The sequence below is a fragment of the Streptomyces sp. NPDC058864 genome, assembly GCF_042742985.1.
Taxonomy (GTDB): domain Bacteria; phylum Actinomycetota; class Actinomycetes; order Streptomycetales; family Streptomycetaceae; genus Actinacidiphila.
The window spans coordinates 1-23,385 of sequence record NZ_JBHYMQ010000005.1; the positions used below are offsets into that span (position 1 = coordinate 1).

The 23,385-nt window shown below is 71.6% G+C and carries 18 protein-coding genes and 1 pseudogene; 12 read left to right on the forward strand and 7 right to left on the reverse strand.

The window, feature by feature from the left end; all coding sequences use genetic code 11:
• The 3 genes from ACFW3D_RS05680 to ACFW3D_RS05690 form a co-directional block, all read left to right on the forward strand.
• Positions 1-1,565, forward strand: a 1,565-nt coding sequence (locus ACFW3D_RS05680; RefSeq protein WP_500501711.1) for an LCP family protein, incomplete at its 5' end; no start/stop codon positions are given.
• A 54-nt stretch (positions 1,566-1,619) separates the two neighbouring features.
• Positions 1,620-3,281, forward strand: coding sequence for an LCP family protein (locus ACFW3D_RS05685; RefSeq protein ID WP_500501713.1), 1,662 nt, complete (start codon positions 1,620-1,622; stop codon positions 3,279-3,281).
• 205 nt (positions 3,282-3,486) lie between these two features.
• Entirely contained in the window at positions 3,487-5,388 is a 1,902-nt protein-coding gene (locus ACFW3D_RS05690; protein ID WP_500501716.1) for an LCP family glycopolymer transferase, read from the forward strand.
• 16 nt (positions 5,389-5,404) lie between these two features.
• Here ACFW3D_RS05690 and ACFW3D_RS05695 read toward each other — a convergent pair.
• A pseudogene (locus tag ACFW3D_RS05695) lies at positions 5,405-6,445 on the reverse strand (glycosyltransferase family 2 protein); the annotation flags it as partial.
• An 86-nt stretch (positions 6,446-6,531) separates the two neighbouring features.
• Here ACFW3D_RS05695 and ACFW3D_RS05700 point away from each other — a divergent pair.
• Complete coding sequence (locus ACFW3D_RS05700) at positions 6,532-7,977, forward strand: LCP family protein (RefSeq protein ID WP_500501719.1); 1,446 nt, start codon at positions 6,532-6,534, stop codon at positions 7,975-7,977.
• 52 nt (positions 7,978-8,029) lie between these two features.
• Here the strand turns inward: ACFW3D_RS05700 and ACFW3D_RS05705 are convergent, their stop codons facing one another.
• Positions 8,030-8,572: an acyl-CoA thioesterase gene (locus ACFW3D_RS05705; protein ID WP_500501723.1), complete on the reverse strand. Its 543-nt coding sequence runs from the start codon at positions 8,570-8,572 to the stop codon at positions 8,030-8,032.
• A gap of 118 nt (positions 8,573-8,690) precedes the next feature.
• On the opposite strand from ACFW3D_RS05705, the gene ACFW3D_RS05710 reads away from it, so the two are divergent.
• Both ACFW3D_RS05710 and ACFW3D_RS05715 read left to right on the forward strand, forming a co-directional pair.
• Entirely contained in the window at positions 8,691-8,954 is a 264-nt protein-coding gene (locus tag ACFW3D_RS05710; protein WP_500501726.1) for a DUF1876 domain-containing protein, read from the forward strand.
• 118 nt (positions 8,955-9,072) lie between these two features.
• On the forward strand, positions 9,073-10,299 hold the full coding sequence (locus ACFW3D_RS05715) for an LCP family protein (protein WP_500501729.1): 1,227 nt from the start codon (positions 9,073-9,075) through the stop codon (positions 10,297-10,299).
• An 84-nt stretch (positions 10,300-10,383) separates the two neighbouring features.
• Here the strand turns inward: ACFW3D_RS05715 and ACFW3D_RS05720 are convergent, their stop codons facing one another.
• On the reverse strand, positions 10,384-11,454 hold the full coding sequence (locus ACFW3D_RS05720; protein ID WP_500501732.1) for an LCP family protein: 1,071 nt from the start codon (positions 11,452-11,454) through the stop codon (positions 10,384-10,386).
• A gap of 176 nt (positions 11,455-11,630) precedes the next feature.
• On the opposite strand from ACFW3D_RS05720, the gene ACFW3D_RS05725 reads away from it, so the two are divergent.
• A complete protein-coding gene (locus ACFW3D_RS05725; protein ID WP_500501735.1) occupies positions 11,631-12,974 on the forward strand; it encodes a UDP-glucose dehydrogenase family protein in 1,344 nt (447 codons plus the stop codon).
• 700 nt (positions 12,975-13,674) lie between these two features.
• On the opposite strand, the gene ACFW3D_RS05730 is transcribed toward ACFW3D_RS05725, so the two are convergent.
• Positions 13,675-15,180, reverse strand: coding sequence for a peptide MFS transporter (locus ACFW3D_RS05730; protein ID WP_500501738.1), 1,506 nt, complete (start codon positions 15,178-15,180; stop codon positions 13,675-13,677).
• A gap of 343 nt (positions 15,181-15,523) precedes the next feature.
• Between ACFW3D_RS05730 and ACFW3D_RS05735 the strand changes: the two genes are divergently transcribed.
• Positions 15,524-16,198, forward strand: a complete 675-nt coding sequence (locus tag ACFW3D_RS05735) for a response regulator transcription factor (protein WP_500501741.1) — start codon at positions 15,524-15,526, stop codon at positions 16,196-16,198.
• Between the two features lie 47 nt (positions 16,199-16,245).
• Complete coding sequence (locus ACFW3D_RS05740) at positions 16,246-17,514, forward strand: sensor histidine kinase (RefSeq protein ID WP_500501743.1); 1,269 nt, start codon at positions 16,246-16,248, stop codon at positions 17,512-17,514.
• A gap of 9 nt (positions 17,515-17,523) precedes the next feature.
• Here the strand turns inward: ACFW3D_RS05740 and ACFW3D_RS05745 are convergent, their stop codons facing one another.
• Positions 17,524-18,072 (reverse strand): GtrA family protein, encoded by a 549-nt coding sequence (locus ACFW3D_RS05745; protein ID WP_500501745.1) that lies wholly within the window; start codon positions 18,070-18,072, stop codon positions 17,524-17,526.
• 106 nt (positions 18,073-18,178) lie between these two features.
• Between ACFW3D_RS05745 and ACFW3D_RS05750 the strand changes: the two genes are divergently transcribed.
• From ACFW3D_RS05750 to ACFW3D_RS05760, 3 genes are read left to right on the forward strand one after another with little or no spacing between them, the layout of a single operon-like run.
• Positions 18,179-19,318, forward strand: coding sequence for a 5-(carboxyamino)imidazole ribonucleotide synthase (locus tag ACFW3D_RS05750; protein WP_500501748.1), 1,140 nt, complete (start codon positions 18,179-18,181; stop codon positions 19,316-19,318).
• Positions 19,319-19,350: 32 nt separating this feature from the next.
• Positions 19,351-19,854 (forward strand): 5-(carboxyamino)imidazole ribonucleotide mutase, encoded by a 504-nt coding sequence (gene purE / locus ACFW3D_RS05755; RefSeq protein WP_051102095.1) that lies wholly within the window; start codon positions 19,351-19,353, stop codon positions 19,852-19,854.
• 3 nt (positions 19,855-19,857) lie between these two features.
• A complete protein-coding gene (locus ACFW3D_RS05760; RefSeq protein ID WP_500501750.1) occupies positions 19,858-21,042 on the forward strand; it encodes a dipeptidase in 1,185 nt (394 codons plus the stop codon).
• A 50-nt stretch (positions 21,043-21,092) separates the two neighbouring features.
• Here the strand turns inward: ACFW3D_RS05760 and ACFW3D_RS05765 are convergent, their stop codons facing one another.
• Entirely contained in the window at positions 21,093-22,331 is a 1,239-nt protein-coding gene (locus ACFW3D_RS05765; RefSeq protein ID WP_500502152.1) for a hypothetical protein, read from the reverse strand.
• A gap of 44 nt (positions 22,332-22,375) precedes the next feature.
• Positions 22,376-23,383: a hypothetical protein gene (locus ACFW3D_RS05770; RefSeq protein ID WP_500501752.1), complete on the reverse strand. Its 1,008-nt coding sequence runs from the start codon at positions 23,381-23,383 to the stop codon at positions 22,376-22,378.
• Positions 23,384-23,385 lie beyond the last annotated feature (2 nt).

The following is a 23,385-nucleotide window of genomic DNA, read 5'->3' on the forward strand; positions in this document are numbered from 1 at the left end:
GCGGCCGGACCGCGGGCAACGGCCGTGCGGCGGGCGGCGGAAGAGCCGCGGGTGGCGGCCGGGCGGCCGGCGGCACCAGGGCCGAGGGCGGCGGCCGGGCGGCCGCACGCACCAGCCGGCGTCGCCCCAAGGCCCGCAAGTCGGCCAAGAAGCGGGCCCTGATCTGGACCGCGGGCACACTCGGCGTGGTCGTCATCGCGGCGTGCGTGGGCGTCTACGCGCTGTACCAGCAGCTCAACGGCAACATCAACGCGATCGACCCGGGCATCGGCTCCAAGAACGCCACCTCCACCGGGCCGGTCAACATCCTCGTCATCGGCACCGACAGCCGGCAGGGCCTCAAGGGCAAGTACGGCGACGGGGCCAACATCGGCCACGCCGACACCACGATCCTCTTCCACGTCTCCAAGGACCGCTCCAACGCGACGGCGCTGAGCATCCCGCGCGACATCATCACCGACATCCCGGACTGCCCGACGAAGCAGGCCGACGGCTCCACGAAGATCATCCCGGGTGAGAGCGACGTCCGCTTCAACACCAGCCTCGGCCAGTACGGCCGCGATCCGGGCTGCACGATGCGCACCGTCAAGGCGCTGACCGGCATCACCCCCGACCACTTCATGATGGCCAACTTCGACGCGGTGAAGGACCTGTCGACGGCGGTCGGCGGCGTCGAGGTGTGCCTGGCCAAGGACATCGACGACCCGGACTCGCACCTGAAGCTGGACAAGGGACGGCACACCGTCGCGGGCGAGCAGGCGCTGGCCTTCGTCCGCACCCGGCACAGCGTCGGCTTCGGCGGCGACCTGAGCCGCATCGAGCTGCAGCAGCAGTTCCTCAGCTCGATGGTGCGGAAGATGAAGTCGGGCGACACGCTGACCAGTCCGACGAAACTGCTCAAGCTGGCGAACACGGCGACGAAGGCGCTCACCGTCGACACCGGCATCGGCAGCGTGACCAAGCTCAGCGAGCTCGCGAAGGACCTGAGCCGGGTCAACACCAAGAACATCACCTTCGCGACGGTGCCGGTGATAGACAACCCGGCCGAGAAGGTGCACACCACGGTGGTGCTGGACAAGACCAGGGCACCGCAGCTGTTCACCATGGTGAAGGACGACATCTCGCTCACCGAGGTGAAGAAGAAGCAGAAGGCGACCGAGGCGGCCAAGCTCAAGGGCCCCAAGGCCGACCCGATCGACGTCCGGGTCGAGGTGCTGAACGGCAGCGGGGTCTTCGGCGCCGCCCAGGACACCGTCAACTGGCTGCAGAACGACGAGGGCGTCAGCCGCTCCACCAACGGCGGCAACGCGCCCGCCGAGGTGACGAAGACGACGCTGGAGTACGCGCCCAACCAGGCCGACCAGGCACGGCGGCTGGCCGAGATGATGGGGCTGCCGGCCTCCGCGCTCAAGCAGGGCACCGAGGACGCCGCGCCGCGCGCCAACATGACGCTCACCCTCGGCAAGGACTTCACGCAGGCCGGCACGCCGATCGCCGCACCGACGAAGGCGCCCGAGGGCATCCAGAAGGTCGGGGCGGACGACCAGAGCGTCTGCGCCAAGTAGCCGCCCGGTACGGGCACCAAGGTCGACAGGGGTATCAGGGGTGGGAACCGGACGATGACGGACAGTCGTGTGCGCGATCTCGGCTGGGACGACAGCCTCTACGACGACCACCCGCGGGACGGGGCGGCGCAGCGGGGCACCGGTCCGGCCCGGGCCCCGCACACGGACCCCGCGGGTGACGACGGCGACGGACGGCACGACGGACCGCGGCCGGCGCGGCGCGGACGCCGGGTCGTCCGGTGGACCGCGGTCACCCTGGCACTGCTCATCCTCGGGACGGCGGGGGCCGGCTACGCGTACTACGAGCACCTGAGCCACAACATCCGCAAGGGGAAGCGGAACAGCGGCGCCAGCGACGTGGCGAAGGCGCCGACGAACGCGCTGAATGTCCTGCTGCTGGGCGCCGACGGCCGCAACTCCGAGGAGAACCTCAAGCTGGGCGGCGCCAGGTACACCAAGGGCGAGGCCCCCCGCGCCGACGTGATCATGCTGCTGCACGTCTCCGCCGACCGCAGCAACATGTCCGTGGTGAGCATCCCGCGCGACACCCGGGTGCCGATCCCGGAGTGCACCGACCCGAAGACGGGCAAGAAGTTCGCCCCCACCACGCACGCGATCATCAACGAGAGCCTGGCGCGCGGCGGCCCCGGCTGCACGCTGGCCACCGTGCAGAACCTCACCAAGGTCTACATCGACCACTGGATGATGATCGACTTCGCCGGCGTGGTGAAGATGGCCGACGCGGTGGGCGGTGTCGAGGTCTGCGTGAAACAGCCCGTGTGGGACCACCCGACCCCGCAGCAGCCGGGCGGCTCCGGGCTGAAGCTGGAAGCGGGCCGGCAGAAGATCACCGGCAAGAAGGCGCTGCAGTGGCTGCGCACCCGGCACGCCTTCGAGAGCGACCTCGGGCGCGCCAAGGCGCAGCACATGTACATGAACTCGATGGTGCGCGAGCTGCGCTCGCAGAACGTCTTCACCGACGGCGGGCGGTTGCGGAACCTGGCCGAGGCCGCCACCAACGCGCTGCAGGTGTCGGAGGAGATAGGCACCCCGAAGAAGCTCTTCGAACTCGGCATGCAGCTCAAGAGCGTCCCGTCGGACCGGATCACGATGCTGACCATGCCGCCGGTCACCGACACCGAGAACGACCAGCACTACATGCCGGACCCGGTGGCCGCACCCAAGGTGTGGTCGCGGCTGGTCCGCGACGTCCCCTTCGACGACAAGGGGAAGAAGGAGGCGGAGAAGAAGCCCGACGGGTCCGCGCCGGCCGCCCGGCCCGCCGCGGACATCCCGGTGACGGTCGTCAACGGCACCGCGGGCGACGCCGCGGGCACTCCGGTGAACGGCCGGGCGCGCGCCCTGGCCGGAGCGCTGACCCGGGCCGGCTTCGGGCAGGCGTCGGCGGACACCACGGCGCAGCCTTCGGCGGCCACCGTCATCGACTACCCGGCCGCCGAGGGCGCGCAGGGCCGCTCGGACGCGCTCGCCGTGGCGAAGGTGTTCAAGCTCCCCGGCAGCGTTGTGAAGGAATCCTCACATGTCGCCTCCGTCACACTCGTCGTGGGCGCCGACTGGCGCGACGGGACGGTCTTCGAGGGTGCCGCCGACGACGACGGAACGCTGCCCAGGAGCGCCGGGGCCCTTAACGGAGCGAATGATTCAGCTTGCATGGACGTGTACAGGCCATATCGCTGGGATCCCGGTTTGGGGTAATGCGCACGATCGCTTTACACAGGCGATAAGTGACCAAAGCCTTGACCCCGTCGCGGTTTATGTATCGTGACCTCCAACCATCCGCGAGCAGGGCTGTTCCGGTTCCACAGGACTTTGACAGTCGCACAGCTGAGAATCACCCACGATCTGCGCGCTGCGGCGCAGCCGGTGACCGTAGTGACCAGCGCGTCATGGGAGGGCCCACATGCGCCACGGCAGCATCCCCGGGGGGCCGAACGCCCCCTTCGATCCTCACGAACCCGGATGGGGCGACTCTCCGTACGGGAACGGTCACGGGCAGGCGTACATCCCGCAGCAGCCCACCTACCCGCACCCGACGGTCCCGCAGCAGCCGCAACGCGGCGGCTACCGCCCCGAGGAGCCGCAGCACGGCGGCTACCCGCCGCAAGAGCCGTACGCGCCCTACCAGCAGCCCGGCCGGGACGCCCCGGGCCACGACACCGGGGGCTACGGCGACGACGGCCACGGGGCCGATTACGGGGCCTACGAGGACTGGGCGGACGACGGGTCCGACGAGGCGTCCACCGGCACCCTGACGGCGACGCAGGGCGACGGCGCGGACGACGACGGCCACGACGAGGGCGGCCGCCGCGGCAACCGCCGCCGCAAGAAGGGCAAGAGGCGCGCCCTGCGCTGGGTGGCGATCGTCACGTCGGTGGCGATACTCGGGACGGCCGGCGCCGCGTACGCGTACTACCAGCACCTCAACGCGAACATCAAGAAGGACGCGCTGAACCTCGGCGACAGCCAGGCCGCCAAGAGCAAGGCGAACGCGGCGGGCCAGACCCCGCTGAACATCCTCCTCCTCGGCTCCGACAGCCGGGCCTCCAAGGCGAACCAGAAGCTCGGCGGGGCCAAGGGCGACGCGGACCGCAAGCCGCTCGCCGACGTCCAGATGCTGCTGCACGTCTCCGCCGACCGCAGCAACATGACCGTGGTCAGCATCCCGCGCGACACCCGGGTCACCATCCCCAAGTGCACGGACCCGGACGACGGGCACGTCTACCCCGAGACCACGACGGACACGATCAACACGAGCCTCCAGCACGGCGGTCCCGGCTGCACCGTGGCCACCTGGGAGAAGCTCACCGACATATCCATCGACCACTTCATGATGATCGACTTCGCCGGCGTGGTCTCCATGGCCGACGCGGTCGGCGGCGTCCCGGTCTGCGTGAAGGGGAACGTCTGGGACCGCAAGTCCGGTCTCAAGCTCACCAAGGGCGACCACACCATCAAGGGCCAGCAGGCCCTCCAGTGGCTCCGTACCCGGCACGGCTTCGAGGACGGCAGCGACATCGGCCGTACCCACGCCCAGCACATGTACATGAACGCGATGGTGCGCCAGCTGAAGTCCGGTGCGAAGCTCAACGACCCGGGCAAGCTGACGGGCCTGGCGGAGGCCGCCACCAAGGCGCTGACCGTCGACACCGGCCTCGGCACGGTCAAGAAGCTCTACAGCCTGGGCAACGACCTCAAGGGCGTCCCCACCGACCGCATCACCATGACGACGATGCCGTGGGGCGCCGACCCGCAGAACCCGGCGGCGCACGTCGTGCCGATCCCCGCGGCGACCAAGCTCTTCACGCTGCTCCGCAACGACCAGCCCGTGGACGGCAAGGCGTCCAAGAAGAAGACCGGCAAGTCCGCCGCCCCCACCGCGAAGGCCTCGCCCAAGGAGGAGATCGCGGTGACGGTCCAGAACGGCACCGGCAGCGCCTCGACGCCCGCGGTCTCCGGCCGGGCGAGCGCCGTCACGGAGAAGCTGAAGACGCTGGGCTTCACCGAGGCCGAGTCCGACTCCACTCCGCAGTCGCAGTCCGGCAGCACGATCACCTACCCGAGCGACGACGACAAGGCGAACGCCCTGGCCGTGGCGAAGGCGCTGAAGCTGCCCACCGGTGTGGTGAAGAAGTCCTCCTCCGCCGAGGGCATCACGCTGGTGATCGGCGCCGACTGGACGGCCGGGTCGACCTACCCGGCGGCCAGCAGCACCGACACCAAGCAGGTGCTGGAGGACGCGAGCGCGCTCAACGCCTCCGACGAGTCGGCGTGCATGAAGGTGAACTCCTTCTACAGCTGGTAGGAGCTCACCCTCGGCATCACGCGTCGGCCGCCGCCCGCACCGCGGGGCGGCGGCTGGCGATGACCCGCCGGGCGAGCGAGCGCGGGCTGGTCAGGAAGCCGAAGCCCCAGGACATGTGCATGGTGGCGAGCGCCACCGGGATCTGCAGCCGCGCGGCGGCGGACAGGCCCTTGCCGGCCGGGAGCGAGCCCAGCGCGATCGCCGCGAGGTACCCGCCGGGCACGACGAAGCCGAGCGGGCTGACCACGGCGCCCGCCACCAGGCCCGCGGCGATGGCCACGACGGCGGCCGGGGCCGCCAGGTAGCGCAGGTTGACCGAGCCCTGGTGGTACCGGGTGACGACGCGGCGCCAGCGCCCGTAGTCCTTGTACTGCTTGGCCAGCGCGCGCACGCTGGGCCGCGGGCGGTACGAGACGCGCAGCTCGGGCGAGAACCAGATCAGGCCGCCGGCCTCGCGGATGCGGTAGTTCAGCTCCCAGTCCTGGGCGCGGATGAACTCCTCGTTGTAGCCGCCCTGCTGCTCCAGCACCTCGCGGCGGAAGACCCCGAGGTAGACGGTGTCGGCGGGGGCGGCGGCGCCTCCGGTGTGGAAGGCCGCGTTGCCGACGCCGATCTTCGAGGTCATGGCGGCGGCGACGGCGCGCTCCCAGTCGTTCTCGCCCTCGGCGTGCATGATGCCGCCGACGTTGGCGGCGCCGGTCTCCTCCAGCAGCCGCACCGCGGTCTTGATGTAGTCGGGCGAGAGCATCCCGTGGCCGTCGACCCGCACCACGACCGGGTGCCGGGAGGCCTTGATGGCGGCGTTCAGGGCGGCGGGGGTGCGGCCGGTGGGGTTGGGCACCGTGTGGACGCGGGGGTCCTCCCGTACCAGCTCCGCCGCGATCTCGTCCGTACGGTCCGAGGAGGGGCCGAGGGCGATCACGACCTCGAGCTCGCCCGCGTAGTCCTGCTCCAGGATGTGGCGGACGGAGTTTCGCAGATGCCGCTCCTCGTCGAGCACCGGCATGATCACGGAGACGGCGGGCAGCACGTGGGGGGTCGCAGCGTTCACAGCCGCACACGTTACCGCGAACGGATGATACGAGCGCGTGCGGCCGGGCGGGGCTCATTCCGTACGACGGTATGACTCCTTAGCGTGACTGCATGACCGTCGCTCGTCGCCGTCAGCAACCCGCCGCAGCCGCCCGCCGGACCCGGAAGCGGGCGCCGGTGCGCCGCGGGCTGCGTGTCCTCGGTGCCGTCTCGCTCGGCATCCTGACCGCCAGTGGGATCGGGCACGCCGTCCTGGGGCACATGGACGACCGCCTGGCGCGGGTGGACGCCTTCGCCGGGATGAAGAACCGGCCCAGCCCCACCAAGGGCACCAACTTCCTCCTCGTCGGCACCGACGTGCGCCGCGGGCTGACCCAGGCGCAGCGCACCGGGCTGCGCCTGGGCGGTGAGCCCTGCGACTGCACCGACACGATGATGCTGGCGCACCTGTCGCGGGACGGCAGGCGGGTCAGCGTGGTCGCGCTGCCGCGCGACTCGTACGCGGAGCTCCCCCGGGCGGGCAAGCTGAAGTGGGCCTGGGGGGTGGGCGGGCCCGCGCTCGCCGTGGGGACGGTCGAGAAGATGACCGGGATCAAGGTCGACCACTACGCCGAGTTCGACTTCGGTTCGTTCATGAGGACCGTCGACCGGATCGGCGGCGTCGACCTCTGCTTCGCCCGTCCGCTGCGCGACCCCGTGACCGGGCTCGACCTGCCCGCCGGCACGGTGCGGGCGGACGGCGGCACGTCACTGCGCTACGTGCGTTCCGGCCACCTCCCCGGCAGCCCCGACCTGCAGCGGATGCAGAACCAGCAGCGGTTCCTGGCCGCCCTGGTCCGCCGGGTCACCGACATCGGCCTGCTGCAGAACCCCGTCAAGCTCGACCAGGTGGCCAAGGCCGCGCTGGGCTCGGTGCGCGCGGACCGGCAGACCAAGCCGGACGACCTGATCGCGCTCGCCACGGGGCTGCGCGGCGGTTTCGGGGCCCGCTCGGTGGAGTTCGCGACGGTGCCGGTGGACGCCACGCCGTTCCGGGTGCAGGGGGTGGGGACGACCCTGCGCTGGGACGTCAAGGGCGCCAAGCGGATCTTCGACGCGCTGCGCGAGGACCGCCCGCTCACCGGCCCGGACGGCGGCCCCCTGGCGACGCCCAGCCCGTCGGCGCCCGAGCCCGAGCAGGTCGACGTGCCGCCCAAGTCGATCCGCGTCCAGGTCAACAACGGGACGACGGTCAACGGGCTGGGGGCCCGAGTGGACAAGGAGCTGCGCCGGCTGGGCTTCCGCACCACCGGTACGCCGGGCAACACCGTCCGGCACGACGCCGAGTACACGGTCATCCACTACGACCCGGGCTGGGACCGCTCCGCGAAGGCCCTGGGAACGGCCCTGCCGTACGCGGAGCTGCGCCGGGTGTCCGGGCTGGGCTCGATGCTGCGGATCACCGTGGGCGCGGACTACGACGGCGTCACGCCGGTACGGGCCGGCGAGCCGGACCCGCCCGCGGCGCCGCCGGTGGAGCTCCCGCCGATGCGCGGCGACCGCATCCTGTGCGGCTGAGGTCCCGGGGCCGGGCGCGTCGGGTCGTCGAGCGCCGGCCGTCGCCGAGCCGTCAGTCGTCGAAGCCCTCGGCGGCGCGCTTCTCGCGCAGCTCCATGATCGCCCGGCGGCGGGCCAGCCGGTGCGTGCGGCGGATCTGCGCCTCCTGCAGCCTGCGCCGGTCCCGCTCGGTCTCGGGCTCGATCTGGGGCACCGCGCGCGGGGTGCCCTCGGCGTCCACGGCCACGAAGACCAGGTAGGCGCTGGCCACCTGGGTCGCGGGGCCGGACTCGTTCCAGCGCTCGGCGAGCACGCGCACGCCGACCTCCATGGAGCTGCGCCCGGTCCAGTTGACCTGGGCCTGCACCTTGAGCAGGTCGCCGACCCGCACCGGTTCGAGGAAGGCCATCTCGTCCATGGCGCCGGTCACCGCGGGGCCCTCGGAGTGGCGGCCCGCGACGGCGCCCGCCGCGTCGTCCACGAGCTTCATCACCACGCCGCCGTGGACGGTGCCCAGCAGGTTGGTGTCGTGGTGGGTCATGATGTGCGCCAGCGTGATCCGCGAGGCGGACGTCGGCTTGAACGGCACGGGGTGCGGGGGTGGCTCCTCGAACATGGCTCCACCCTAAGCACTGCCGTGCCGTGCTCCCCGCCGGGCACACCTTGCCCGTCGGCGGGGCGGGGCGGATGCTGAGAAAGGGGCCGACGTCCCGAGGTCCAAGAGGTGATCCGCCATGGAGAAGACGTGGACGATCAAGCTGTCCCTGGAGGAGGACGGCAACCGCACCGCATGCACCGCCTCGCTCACCGGGGACGGCGCCCCGGGCGTGGTGGGCCACGGCTATTCGCGGCGCAATCCGAGCGACGAGCCCGATATGCGCATAGGGGAGGACGTGGCCGCCTCCAGGGCCTGCTCCAACCTGGCGCACGAACTGCTGGAACAAGCCGCCGGAATGATCGAGACCCACACCAACGCGCCGACGCATCTCACCGGCTGAGAACGCGCGGACACAATCGGTCACCGCATCGCGTCGGTCCTGTGACCTTTGCATCAGCTCTGCTTCAGAAGCGCCACGGAGGCCCTGCCGGGCAGGGCGGCAGGGCACACTGCGGTACATGAACGCATGGTCCGACGGTTGGTCCGACAACAGGAACCAGCGGCCGCAGCAGATCTCCGAGCCGCCGCTGCCCCCCGAGCTGTCCCCGCGCCGTGCGGCGGCTCCCGGCAGTGTGCCGCGCCAGCAGGCGTACGGCAGCGGCGTCCCCGGTCACGGAGGGCCGGGCGGCGGCCACGACGGCTACGGCGGCGGCTCGTACGGCCCGCCGTCCACCGGAGGCCGCACCACCCCTCCCGGCAGCCGCAGGCGGCGGGTCAAGGGCGTCCTGATCGGTCTGGTCGTCGTGGTCGCCGCCTGGTCGATCGGCACCTACTTCTGGGCGGACGGCAAGGTGCGCCGCGAGGTGGACCTGGGCACGGTCATAGACCGCCCGGAGACCGGCGAGGGCACCAACTACCTCATCGTCGGCTCGGACAGCCGCGAGGGCCTGTCCGGCGAGCAGAAGAAGCAGCTGCACACCGGCTCCGCCGAGGGCAAGCGCACCGACTCGATGATGATCCTGCACGTCGGTGACAACGGGAACTCGCTGATCTCGCTGCCGCGTGACTCCTATGTCACGATCCCCGAGTTCAAGGGCTCGGAGTCGGGCAAGACCTTCGCGTCGCGCGGCCAGAACAAGCTCAACGCGGCCTACTCGATAGACGGGCCGACGCTGCTGGTGCGGACGGTCGAGTACAACACGGGCCTGCACATCGACCACTACGCGGAGATCGGCTTCGCCGGCTTCGCGGGCCTCGTCGACGCGGTCGGCGGTGTCGAGCTCGACATCCCCCGCGACATCAATGACAAAAACTCGGGCCTGCACATCAAGAAGGGCAAGCAGACCCTCAACGGCGACGAGGCCCTGGCCTTCGTCCGCCAGCGCTACCAGGAGGCCGAGGGCGACCTGGGCCGCACCAAGAACCAGCAGAAGTTCCTCGCCGCCCTCGCGAGCCAGACGGCCACGCCGGGCACGGTCCTCAACCCGTTCAAGCTCTACCCGACCATGGGCGCGGGCCTGGACACGCTGATCGTCGACAAGGACATGAGCCTGTGGAACCTGGTGTCCATGTTCTGGGCGATGAAGAGCGTCTCCGGCGGTGACGGCCTCTCGATGAACATGCCGACCTCGGGCTCCATCAGCACCAACGTGGGCAGCGCGCTCAAGTGGGACATGCCGAAGGTCAAGCAGCTCGTCTCGGAGCTGAAGAACGACGAGAAGGTCACGGTCACGCCGGACTCCTGACCTCCCCCGCGACGGCCGAGGGGCCGGCGGGGCGCGCACACCGCGCCCCGCCGGCCCCTCCGGCTTTCCCGCCGGCGCCCGGACTCACGGAGTCGAGGAGCCCAGGCGGTCGAGGGAGTGGCTCGCCACGTAGTCGGCCATGGTGTCGTTGCGCATGGCCTCCCACAGCTGCTCGCTGCCGTTGTCGTCGAGCAGCACCACCGACTGGCCCTTGATCATGTCGAGCCCGCCGACCGGGGCGTTCATGAAGACCATGTCGCCCGCGCGCACCCCGCGCATGCCCCACATCAGGTCGCGCAGGTCCCCGTCGGAGAGCCGGTCGTCGACGCTGACCACCCCGGTGACGCGGTCCAGCAGCTCCTTGGCCTTCAGCGGGTTGCTCATCGAGTCCTTGGTCAGCGTCTTGGCGATCACCGCGCGCAGGAAGGCCTGCTGGCGGTGGGTGCGGTCCAGGTCGCCGCGCGGCAGGTTGTAGCGCTCACGGACGTACTTCAGGGCCTCCTCGCCGTTCATGTGCTTCCCCGCCAGGTCGACGCCGCCGATGTCGTCGGTGAGCGTCCTGAAGCCGCTCCAGTCGATGACCGCGAGGTGGTCGACCTTCACGTCGGTGAGCCGCTGGACGGTGTCGATCAGCAGCGGCGGGCCGCCCCAGGAGAACGCGGCGTTCAGCTTGGCCTTGCCGTTGCCCGGGATCGAGACCCAGCTGTCACGGGGCAGCGAGACCACGTAGGCGTGCTTGCGGTCGGCCGGCAGGTGCACCAGCATCATCGTGTCGCTGCGCTGGGCGCCGCGCTTCCACTCCGGGGCCCTGGCGTCCCGGCCCGTGGTCGGCAGGTCGGAGCGGGCGTCCACGCCGACCAGGAGGAACGTTTCACCGCCCTTGGCGGCCTGCGGCTGCTCGCTCTCGGGCACGTTCGTCGGGAAGACGTTGGGGATGCGGTTCACCTTGCCGGTGTAGTGGTCCACCGCCCACCACAGGGTTCCGGCCACCCCCAGCACCCCGACGGCCAGCAGGACCAGCGCGCCCAGCAGCACCCGCCGGGTGCGGCTGCGCCTCCTGCGCGCCGGCTCCGCCGCCTTCGCGGGTGCCGCTTCCCGTTCCGTTTCCGTGACCGCCGTCTGCTCGTGGCCGACCGGATCCGTCGTCGTCATCATCCACCCCCACCATGTGCACCCGCTCCCCACGCGTGCGTCGGGGGCATTGTGGCGCGTGGGACCGTGCCATGGCCATTCCCGGGGCCTTCTTCCGTGCCCGCACCGGGGAACGAGGACGCCGCCCGGGGCTATGCTCAACATCGCAATCAGGCCACGACCTGGGAGGGACCCTCCGCATGGCGCTCAAGCTCACCGTGATCGGCACCGGCTACCTGGGTGCCACGCACGCCGCGGCGATGGCCGAGCTGGGCTTCGAGGTGCTGGGCCTGGACATCGACCCCGCCAAGATCGAGACCCTCTCCGCCGGCCGCGTGCCGATGTACGAGCCGGGCCTCGAGGACCTGCTGCGCCGCCACGTCGCGGGCCTGCCGGACTCCAGCGGGCGGCTGCGCTTCACCACCTCCTGGGAGGAGGTGGCGGCCTTCGGCGACATCCACTTCGTCTGCGTGAACACCCCCCAGAAGCACGGCGAGTACGCCTGCGACATGAGCTACGTCGACAGCGCCTTCGAACTGCTCGCCCCGCACCTGGAGCGGCCCGCGCTGGTCGTCGGCAAGTCGACCGTGCCGGTCGGCAGCGCGGCCCGGCTGGCGGCCCGCCTGACCGAGCTCGCCCCCGCCGGGGACGGCGCGGAGCTGGCGTGGAACCCCGAGTTCCTGCGCGAGGGCTTCGCGGTCGAGGACACCCTGCACCCGGACCGCATCGTCGTCGGCGTCGCCTCCGAGCACGCCGAGAAGCTGCTGCGCGAGGTCTACGCGACCCCCGTCGGCGAGGGCACGCCCTTCGTCGTCGCGGACTACCCGACCGCCGAACTGGTCAAGACGGCGGCCAACGCCTTCCTCGCCACGAAGATCTCCTTCATCAACGCCATGGCCGAGGTCAGCGAGGCGGCCGGCGGGGACGTGGTGAAGCTCGCCGAGGCCATCGGCCACGACGAGCGGATCGGCAAGAAGTTCCTGCGCGCCGGCATCGGCTTCGGCGGCGGCTGCCTCCCCAAGGACATCCGCGCCTTCATGGCCCGCGCGGGGGAGCTCGGCGCGGACCAGGCGCTCACGTTCCTGCGCGAGGTCGACTCCATCAACATGCGCCGCCGCGCCCACATGGTCGAGCTCGCCCGCGAGGCCTGCGGCGGCAGCGGCTTCCTCGGCAAGCGGATCGCGGTGCTCGGCGCGGCCTTCAAGCCCGACTCCGACGACGTGCGGGACTCCCCCGCGCTCAACGTCGCCGGGCAGATCCACCTCCAGGGCGGCCAGGTCACCGTGTACGACCCCAAGGCGATGGACAACGCCCGGCGGCTCTTCCCGACGCTCGGGTACGCCCCGAGCGCGCTGGAGGCGGTCCGGGGGGCGGACGTCGTGCTGCACCTCACGGAGTGGCGGGAGTTCCGGGAGCTCGATCCGGCGGAGCTCGGGGCGGTGGCGCGGGGGCGGCACGTCATCGACGGGCGGAACGCGCTGGAGCCGGCGGTGTGGCGTGAGGCGGGCTGGACGTTCCGGGCCATGGGCCGCCCCCACGCCTAGCCCTCCGGGCCTGCCCGGGGTGTCCCTTGCGGCCGGTGGTTCTCTGCGGGTCGTTTGTGGTTGCGGTTGGGGGTTTTTCCCCGCCGCCCGCCCGTGGCCCCGGTCGGTCAGTGCAGGTCTCGCATCGTGTGCCTGGGTCGGTGGCGCGCCGGCGCACGTCCTCAGCGCTCGCGGATTCGCCGGGTCATTGCGTCACCGGCATCACCGCTCGTCGCTTCCGGGCGCACCCCGCCACACCCCCTCTCGTCGTTGGGGCGACTGACGGCCGGAGGGGGGTGAGGAGGCAATCCGGGGTCACCCCGGACCGCTTCATCACCCCCACCGGGCGTTGGTCGCTCGCGATACGGAGGGGGTGGGGGAGTTGGGGGTACCCCCGGCCGAAGGCTGGGGGAGGGTGGGCGATGAGCCGGTCCGGGATCGCCGCAGGTGCCTTACTCACCCCCCACCGGCGTCAGTCGCCCATACGACAGGAGGGGGTGTGCAGGGGTGCGCCCGGAAGCGACGAGCGGCGGACCCGGGACGGAATGATCCGGCAAATCCGCGAGCGCTGAGGACGTGCGCCGGCGCGCCACCGACCCCCAACGCACACAGCGAGGCGGTCACTGACCCCACCGGGGCAACGGGAGGGCGGCGGGGAAAAGAACCCCAACCGCAACCACAACGCACCCGCACACGGACAACCGGCAGCCGTCGGCAGACGTCAGTGCACGTCGCCCATGAGCCCGATGACCCGCTTGCGGTACAGCACGAACGCCGCACCCGCGGCCAGCGCCACGCCGCCCTGGATCGCGAAGGACGTCTCCGACAGGAAGGCGTCCCCGATGGCCAGCTGCAGGATCGCGGCCACGCAGTCACCCGCCGTGACAGCGAGGAACCACAGGCCCATCATCTGGCTGGCGTACTTGACCGGGGCCAGCTTCGTGGTGACCGACAGGCCCACCGGGGACAGGCACAGCTCGGCGGTGGTCTGGATCAGGTAGACCACGGCCAGCCACAGCGGGGTGACCTTGACGTCGCCGGAGGCGGCGGCCTGGGCGAGCATCATGACCACGAAGGAGACGCCGATGCCGGCGACGCCGAGGGCGAACTTCACGGTCGTGCTGGGGTTCCTGCGGCCCAGCGTCGTCCACAGCGCGGCGAAGACCGGGGCGAGCGCCATCACGAAGAGCGGGTTCAGCGACTGGAACCAGCTCTCGGGGAAGTTGAAGCCCCACAGCGTGGACGCGGTGTGCTCGGAGGCGAAGACCGTCAGGGTCGAACCGGACTGGTCGTAGATCATCCAGAAGACGGCGGCCACGACGAAGAACCAGATGTAGCCGCTGACCTTGGTCTTCTCGTCCGGGGTGAGCTCCTGGTCCTGGCGGATGCGGGTGAAGTAGTACGCCGGCAAGGCCAGCCCCAGCAGGGAGATCGGCCAGAGCACCCAGTTGATCGTGAAGTGGCCGGTGAAGGTGACCACGCCGTAGAAGACCACCGCGGCGGCCAGCCAGATCAGCGCCTTCTTCATCATGCCGGCGCGCTCGGCGGCGTCCAGCGGCGTGGGGACCACGCTGGAGACCGGCGCGAGGTGCTTGGTGCCGATGAGGAACTGGGCCAGGCCCAGCCCCATGCCGACACCGGCCATGGCGAAGCCCAGGTGCCAGTTGACCTGCTGGCCCACGGTGCCGATGGCGAGCGGCGCGAGGAAGGCACCGAGGTTGATGCCGATGTAGAAGATCGTGAAGCCGCCGTCCCGGCGCGGATCGTTGCGGTCCGGGTAGAGCTGGCCGACCATCGTCGAGATGTTCGACTTGAGCAGGCCGGAGCCCACGGCGATGAAGACCAGGCCGACGAAGAACGACGCCTTCACCGGCACGGCCAGCAGGAAGTGGCCGATCATGATGATCGTGCCGCCGATGGCGACCGTACGGCGCGGGCCCCACAGGCGGTCGGCGAACCAGCCGCCCGGCATCGCCAGGAGGTACACCGTGGCGGTGTAGACGCTGTAGATCGCGCCGGCGGTGGCGGCCTTCATGCCGAGGCCGCCGTCCGCGACCGAGGCCGTCAGGTAGAGGACGAGCAGGGCCCTCATGCCGTAGTAGCTGAAACGCTCCCACGTCTCGGTCATGAAGAGGGTGGCCAGGCCGCGGGGGTGGCCGAGGAAGGTGTTGCCGCCGTTCGCAGGGGTGCCCTGCGGTGCGGCGTCCTTCGTCAGGCTGGACGCCATGGAGCTTCCTTGCTGCTCGGGACGCGCTGCGAGAGCGGTGCGCGCCCGGGTGGGGGGTGACCGGCACCGGGGCGCGCGAGGGCGCACCGGGATCCACGACCGGCGCCTTCACAGGCGCGGTCCCGGTCCACAGGTCGTTGACTGGAAATGCTGGTGGGGACCAGCCCCGTCGCAGAAGGGCCCTTCGACGCGTGGCGCGCGGCAAAGGCCACCTGGGCTGTTTCGGGCTTTTGGTTACCTTATGGCAGCGCGAGATGTGCTATATGGGACGACTTGAGATGGACCTCACAACGGTGACGGCCCGCCCGGCGTGCGGTTTCTCCAGGCGGACTACCATCAGCGCATGACCCGCGTACTGCTCGCCGAGGACGACGCATCCATCTCGGAACCGCTCGCACGCGCGCTGCGCCGCGAAGGGTACGAGGTCGAGGTGCGCGAGGACGGACCCGCGGCGCTCGAAGCCGCCCTGCTCGGCTCCTTCGATCTTCTGGTGCTCGACCTGGGGCTGCCCGGAATGGACGGGCTCGAGGTGTGCAGAAGGCTGCGCACCGAAGGCCATGGCTTCCCGGTGCTGGTGCTCACCGCCCGCGCCGACGAAGTGGACACGGTGGTCGGCCTGGACGCCGGCGCCGACGACTACGTGACCAAGCCCTTCCGGCTGGCCGAGCTGCTGGCCCGGGTGCGGGCGCTGCTGCGGCGCGGCACCGCCGAGGCCCAGCAGCCCTCCACCCAGGGCGTGCGGATCGACGTCGAGTCGCACCGCGCGTGGATGGGCGACGAGGAACTGCAGCTCACCGCGAAGGAGTTCGACCTCCTGCGGGTGCTGGTGCGGGACGCCGGCCGGGTGGTCACCCGAGAGCAGCTGATGCGCGAGGTGTGGGACACCACCTGGTGGTCCTCCACGAAGACCCTGGACATGCACATCTCGTGGCTGCGCAAGAAGCTCGGCGACGACGCGGCGGCCCCCCGCTACATCTCCACGGTGCGCGGGGTCGGCTTCCGGTTCGAGAAGAACTAGGAAGAGCGGGCACGCCGGGGGCCCGCGCGGTCTGAGACGCTTCACTCATGCGCCGCCGCCTCATCCAGTCCACGCTCGCCGTGGTGCTCGTCGTCATCGCCGTCTTCGGCGTCTCCCTCGTCCTGGTGGAGGCCCGGACGATCGAGAACAGCGCCAGGGAGAGCGTGGACTCCGAGGCGGTGCGGCTGGTCGGCATCGTCGAGAGCAGGATGATCGGCGAGGAGCGGATCAGCCGTGAGGTGCTGGCCCAGCAGATCGCCCCCGGGCGGTACGCGCTGGTGCAGATCCCCGGGGCGGCGCCGATCAGCATCGGGACCAAGCCCACGGGCCAGGTGATCTCCTCCCGGCAGACCGGCGAGCAGGGCGAGACCGTCACCGTCGAGGAGTCGCGCAGCAGGGTCAGCCGGGAGATCGGCCGGACCCTGCTGATCATCCTCGCGGTGGCGCTGCTGGCGGTGCTGGCCGCCGTCGTCCTCGCGGTGCGCCAGGCGCGCCGGCTCGGCAGCCCGCTGACCGACCTCGCGGAGACGGCCGAGCGGCTGGGCTCCGGCGACCCCAGGCCGCGGCACCGGCGCTACGGGGTGCCGGAGCTGGACCGGGTCGCGGACGTGCTGGACCGCAGCGCCGAGCGGATCGCCCGGATGCTGACCGCCGAGCGGCGCCTGGCGGCGGACGCCTCGCACCAGCTGCGGACCCCGCTGACGGCGCTGTCGATGCGGCTGGAGGAGATCATCGCCACGGCCGAGGACGGGGAGGCCGTCAAGGAGGAGGCGGCCATCGCACTCGGTCAGGTGGAACGGCTCACGGACGTCGTGCAGCGGCTGCTCACCAACGCGCGGGACCCGCGGACCGGCTCGGCGGTCGTCTTCGACATCGACGACGTGATCAAGCAGCAGGTGGAGGAGTGGCGCCCGGCGTACCGCAGCGCGGGCCGGGCCATCACCTCCGCGGGCAAGAACCGGCTCCGCGCGGTCGGCACCCCCGGGGCGGTGGCCCAGGTGCTGGCGACGCTGATCGAGAACGGCCTGATGCACGGCTCCGGCACGGTCGCGATCTCCACCCGGGTCACCGGGACGCAGGTCGTGGTCGAGGTCACGGACGAGGGCCAGGGCGTGCCGCCGGAGCTGGGGGCACGGGTCTTCGAGCGCACGGTCAGCGGACGCAACTCCACCGGCATCGGCCTCGCGGTCGCCCGCGATCTGGCGGAGGCCGACGGCGGCCGCCTGGAGCTGCTGCAGCAGCGGCCACCGGTCTTCGCGCTCTTCCTGGCACGGGAGGACCAGGTCACCCGCGGGAAGGGCGCCCTGAGGCGCTAGAAGGCCCGCTCAGCGGGCGGAGGACTGCGGGGTGCCGGTCCGGGCGCCGGGGGGCTCGTTCCCCTTGGCGACCAGGAACGATTCTGCTTGCTGCACGGTCTCGCGGACGGGCAGCGCCTTGAACACCCAGCTGCGGTAGGACCAGAAGCGGAACAGGGTCGCCACGCCGATGCCGATGAACTTGAAGACGTTGCTCTGCAGCGGGCTGTCCCAGCCGAAGCCGTAGGTCGCCGTGAAGAGCACCCCGTTCTCGATCACCAGGCCCACCGCGCTGAACACCAGGAAGAGGGTCAGCTCGCGGGTACGGCCCGACTTGTCGCGGTCACGGTAGGTGAAGTAGCGGAACCCCACGTAGTTGAAGGCGATCGCGACGACGGTCGCGATGATGCTCGCCCGCACGACCTGGAGGTCCGTGACGTGCCGGACGAGGTTGAAGACCCCGATGTTGACCAGGACCCCGGCCCCGCCGACCGCGCCGAACTTCGCGATCTCGCGGGTCATCGCCGTCAGCCGGTTCCGCAGCCCTGCCCCGGTGGTGGACCCGGTCGCACCGTCCATGTGATCGTTCGGCCCCGTCTGTGTCTGGTCAGTGACCTTCATGCTATCCGGGGCCCCTCCGGGACGGCGGTCGGTGCGTCATTCGTGCCCCGATATCCTGGTGACTGTGACATTCCCCGTAGTCGGCATGATCGGCGGCGGCCAGCTCGCCCGTATGACCCACGAGGCGGGCATTCCGCTCGGCATCAGGTTCAAGCTCCTCAGCGACACGCCCGTGGACTCCGCGGCCTTGGTCGCCGGTGAGGTCGTGGTGGGCGACTACCGCGACCTCGACACGTTGCGCGCGTTCGCCGCGGGCTGCGACGTGATCACCTTCGACCACGAGCACGTGCCCACCGAGCACCTGCGGGCGCTGGAGGCCGACGGCATCGCCGTCCGCCCCGGGCCCGACGCGCTGGTGCACGCCCAGGACAAGGGCGTGATGCGGGCGAGGCTCGACTCCATCGGCGTGCCCTGCCCGCGGCACCGGATCGTCTCCGACCCGGCGGACGTGACGCGCTTCGCCCAGGAGGGCGAGGGGTATCCGGTCGTGCTGAAGACGGTGCGCGGCGGCTACGACGGCAAGGGCGTGTGGGTCGTGCGCGACGAGGCCGGCGCCGCCGAGCCGTTCCGGGCGGGCGTGCCGGTGCTGGCCGAGGAGAAGGTCGACTTCGTACGGGAGCTGGCGGCGAACGTCGTGCGCTCGCCGCACGGGCAGGCGGTCGCCTACCCGGTGGTGGAGTCCATCCAGGTCGACGGCGTGTGCGACACGGTCATCGCCCCCGCGCCGGAGCTGTCGGAGGCCCGTTCGGCGGAGGCCCAGCAGCTCGCGCTGACCGTCGCCAAGGAGCTGGGCGTGGTGGGTCACCTCGCGGTGGAGCTCTTCGAGACCCGGGACGGCCGGATCCTCGTCAACGAGCTGGCCATGCGCCCGCACAACAGCGGCCACTGGACCCAGGACGGCGCCATAACCTCGCAGTTCGCCAACCACCTGCGCGCGGTGCTGGACCTGCCGCTGGGCGATCCCCGCCCGCGCCAGCCGTGGACGGTGATGGCGAACGTGCTCGGCGGTGACTACCCCGACATGTACGCGGCCTACCTGCACTGCATGGCGCGGGACCCGCAGTTGAAGATCCACATGTACGGCAAGGACGTGAAGCCCGGCCGCAAGGTGGGCCATGTCAACACCTACGGCGACGACCTGGCCGAGGTGCGCGAGCGCGCCCGGCACGCCGCCGACTACCTGCGAGGGACGATCCAAGAGTGAGCAATCCCGCTGGGCCGCTGGTCGGCATCGTGATGGGTTCCGACTCCGACTGGCCGGTCATGGAGGCCGCCGCCCAGGCGCTGGACGAGTTCGAGGTGCCGTACGAGGTCGACGTCGTCTCCGCGCACCGCATGCCGCGCGAGATGGTCGCGTACGGCGAGCAGGCCGCCGAGCGCGGCCTCAAGGCGATCATCGCGGGCGCCGGCGGCGCCGCGCACCTGCCCGGGATGCTGGCGTCGGTGACGCCGCTGCCGGTGATCGGGGTGCCCGTGCCGCTGAAGTACCTGGACGGCATGGACTCGCTGCTGTCCATCGTGCAGATGCCCGCCGGTGTCCCGGTCGCCACGGTCTCGGTGGCGGGCGCGCGCAACGCGGGCCTGCTGGCGGTGCGCATGCTCGCCGCGCACGACACCGAACTGCTGGAGCGCATGCGGCACTTCCAGGACGAGCTGAACCAGCAGGCCACCGAGAAGGGCAAGCGTCTGCGTGCCAAGGTGGAGGGGTCGGCCGGCTTCGGTTTCGGAGGGAAGAAGTAGTCCATGGACCTGCTCGCACGCGCACAGGAGCTGCTCACCGCCCACCCCGTGGTGGACGGCCACAACGACCTCCCGTGGCGGTTGCGCGAGCAGGTCCGCTACGACCTCGAACGGCGTGACATCGCCGCCGACCAGTCCGCCCACCTGCACACCGACATCCCCCGGCTGCGGGCGGGCGGCGTCGGGGCGCAGTTCTGGTCGGTGTACGTCCGCAGCGACCTGACCGGGGGCGACGCGGTCGTCGCCGTCCTGGAGCAGATCGACTGCGTGCTGCGCCTGGTCGACCGTCACCCCGACGCCCTGCGCCTCGCGGTGACGGCGGACGACATGGAGGCCGCCCGCGCCGAGGGCCGGATCGCCTCCCTGATGGGCGCGGAGGGCGGCCACAGCATCGCCAACTCCCTGGGAGTGCTGCGGATGCTGTACACGCTGGGCGTGCGCTACATGACGCTCACCCACAACGACACCATCGACTGGGCGGACTCGGCCACGGACGAGGCGCGGCACGGCGGTCTGACCGCCTTCGGCGAGGAGGTCGTCCGCGAGATGAACCGCCTCGGCATGCTGGTCGACCTCTCCCACGTCTCCCCCGGCACGATGCGGGCGGCGCTGCGGGTCAGCGAGGCCCCGGTGCTCTTCTCGCACTCCTCCTCGCGCGCCGTCTGCGACCACGTCCGCAACATCCCGGACGACGTCCTGGAGCAGCTGCCCCGCAACGGGGGCGTCGCGATGGCCACCTTCGTGCCGCAGTTCATCCTGCCGGCGGCCGCCGACTGGATCGTCGGCGCGAACGAGAACATGAAGGCCCACGGCCTGCACCCGCTCGACCAGTCCCCGGAGGCACAGGCCGTCCAGGAGGCCTACGCGGCCGGGCACCCGCGGCCGGTCGCGGACATCGGCACCGTCGCCGACCACCTCGACCACATGCGCGAGGTCGCCGGCGTGGACCACCTCGGCCTCGGCGGCGACTACGACGGCGTCGCCCACCTCCCCGAGGGCCTGGGCGACGTCTCGGGCTACCCTCGGCTGTTCGCCGAACTCCTGCGCCGCGGCTGGTCCGAGGACGACCTCGGGAAGCTGGCCTGGCGCAACGCCGTCCGGGTGCTGCGCGACGCCGGGTCGGTGGCGGCGGGACTCGCGGGCAAGCGCGGCCCCTCCACCGTCTCGATCGAGGACCTGGACGGGTAGGGACCCTCCGGTGGCCGCCCCCGGCCCGGCGTGCGCGAGGTGTCGCCGGGTCAGCGCCGCAGGCGGCTCCACGGGGTGAAGGTGAAGACCGCACCGCCGAGGAGCAGGATCGTGCCGGCGACGAGGGCGAGGGCGTGCAGGGAGGCGCGGTCGGACGCACCGGTGTCGGCGAGTCCGCCGGAGGTGGTGCTCGTGCCGCCGGACGTGCCGGACGACCCGCCCGAGCCGCCGGTGATGCCGCCCTCCTGCCCGGTGACGTCGAGGGTCAGGGAGACCCCGGGGTCCTCGGTGGGGGTGCAGGTCGTGGTGGTGCCGAGGGCCTCGACGGTCAGCACGCCCGGGGTGAGGGTGGCCTGCCCGTCGTGGGCGGGTGTGTAGGTGCCGGTGAGGTCGGGGATCTCGATGGGGTCGCCGGCCTTGATGGGGTCCTTGTTGGTGGGGCCCTCGACGGCGACCTCGCCCTGGTCCGCGCCGCCGACCTTCACCTTCATCGACGGTTTGACGGAGTCGGCCGGTATGTCCGCCGGGCTGTCCATCACGGACTTGCCGAAGTGGACGACGAGGTCGTAGGCGCCGCCCTTCTCCTCGGCGTTGATCTGCACCGGCGAGACCGCGCTCTTGTCGCCGATCGGGGTCTTGCAGGCGTAGGAGACGTCGACCTCCTTGCCGGTGTGGGAGGTTCCGCCGGTGGAGGTGCCGCTGGGCGTGGTGGTCGGAGTCGTGGTGGGCGTGGTGCTGGGGGTCGTGCTCGGGGTGGTCGTGGGGGTGGTCGTCGGGGTGCCGGAGCCGCCGCCGTCCGCGGTCACCTTGATCGTCACGGCGACCGGGACGTCCTCGGTGGGCACGCAGGTGGTGTCCGTGGAGAAGGCGTTGATCGCGTAACCGCCGGGGGCGAGCGTGACGTCGCCGGGTGCCGTGAGCTTCAGGGTTCCCTTCATGTCGGAGAGCTTCATCTCGCTGTTCTTGGGGATCGCCGGGTTCTCGCGCGGTCCCTCGACGGCCAGGGTGCCGCTCTGGGCCCCGGCCACGGTGATCTCGCCGGAGGGCTTGACGCTGTTCTCGGGGAGGTCGATGAGGTCCGGGTTCTTGGAGGCCGCCTGGGTGAACTTCCAGACCACCTCGATCTCGTCGCCCACCGCGGCCGTGGCGGGCGCGGTGACGTCGGCCTTGGTGGTGCCGTTGACCTTGGGCAGGCCGGACGCCGCGGGCGGGGTGCACTCGGTGGCGTACGCGACCTCGGCGGCCGCCGCGGGGAGGGCCGCGGCGAGGACGCCCGCACCGCTGAGCATCAGGGCGAGGCCGACGGCGGTGGCGGCCCGGGATCGTCGGTTGGTCACGTGCGGTTCCTTTCGTGGCGGTGGGCGGTGCCGTCCGCCCGGGAGGGGCCCTCAGCGGTGCGGTGCTGCGGCTGGTGGTCGTGGCTGAACCACGGCAGTACGGGCTCCGGGCCGGGCGGCGGACCGGGGGGCGGCCCGGCAGGTCCCGGGGCGCGCGGGCGGACCCGGTTGACGACAGCCATGCCGAGCCGGAAGAGCGCGACGGGCACGACGACGCAGAGCAGGAGCCAGAAGAGGGTCACGCCCCAGGGGCGGGGAACGTCCCAGGGCTCGGTGACCAGGACCTTGCCCCCGTGCTCCAGGGTGACCGTGTAGTCGCCGTGGGCGCCGGCCGCCAGCTCGACGGGCAGCTCCACCCGGGCCTTCCTGCCCGGCTGGACGGAGCCGCGCCAGGTGCGCTCCTCCCACTGGGGGCCGAAGAGCCCGTGCGAGGTGCCGACCCGGAAGACGGGGTCCTCCACCGGGCCCGGGCCCAGGTTGCCGACGGTGAGCACCAAGCGCCTGCCGGGCGGGGCGCCGAACCAGGTGAGCAGGCCGCCCGAACCGTCGAGCCGGGCGCCGAGCACGGCGAGCCGGCCGTCGCCGGTCCGCTCGGGCAGCGGGGCGGTCGGGTGGCCCGCGACGACGAAGGGCGCGTCCACCACGGCGTGCTCGCCGGTGACGGTGGCGACGTGGACCACGCAGGGGCAGGGCCTCGGCGGCTCCGCGACCGGCATCGTACGGCGGAAGGCGCCGCGGGCGTCAGTGGTGACGGCCCGGCCGTACGCGTTGGCGCAGGAGTTGGTGCCGCCGATCGCGTTCTGGCCGCAGATCAGCAGCGTGAGCAGGGTGTCCGGCCGCCAGCCGGTGCCCCGTACGGTGATGTCGCCGCCGACGCCCGCCTCCCCGGGGCCGACGGTCACGGCCGGGCCCGCGGCCGCCGCGGCGGGGACGGGGGCGCTCGGGAGGAGCAGCGCGAGGAGGCAGAGGGCCGCCGCGGGGATCCGGTGGGTGCGCCGTCGCATGG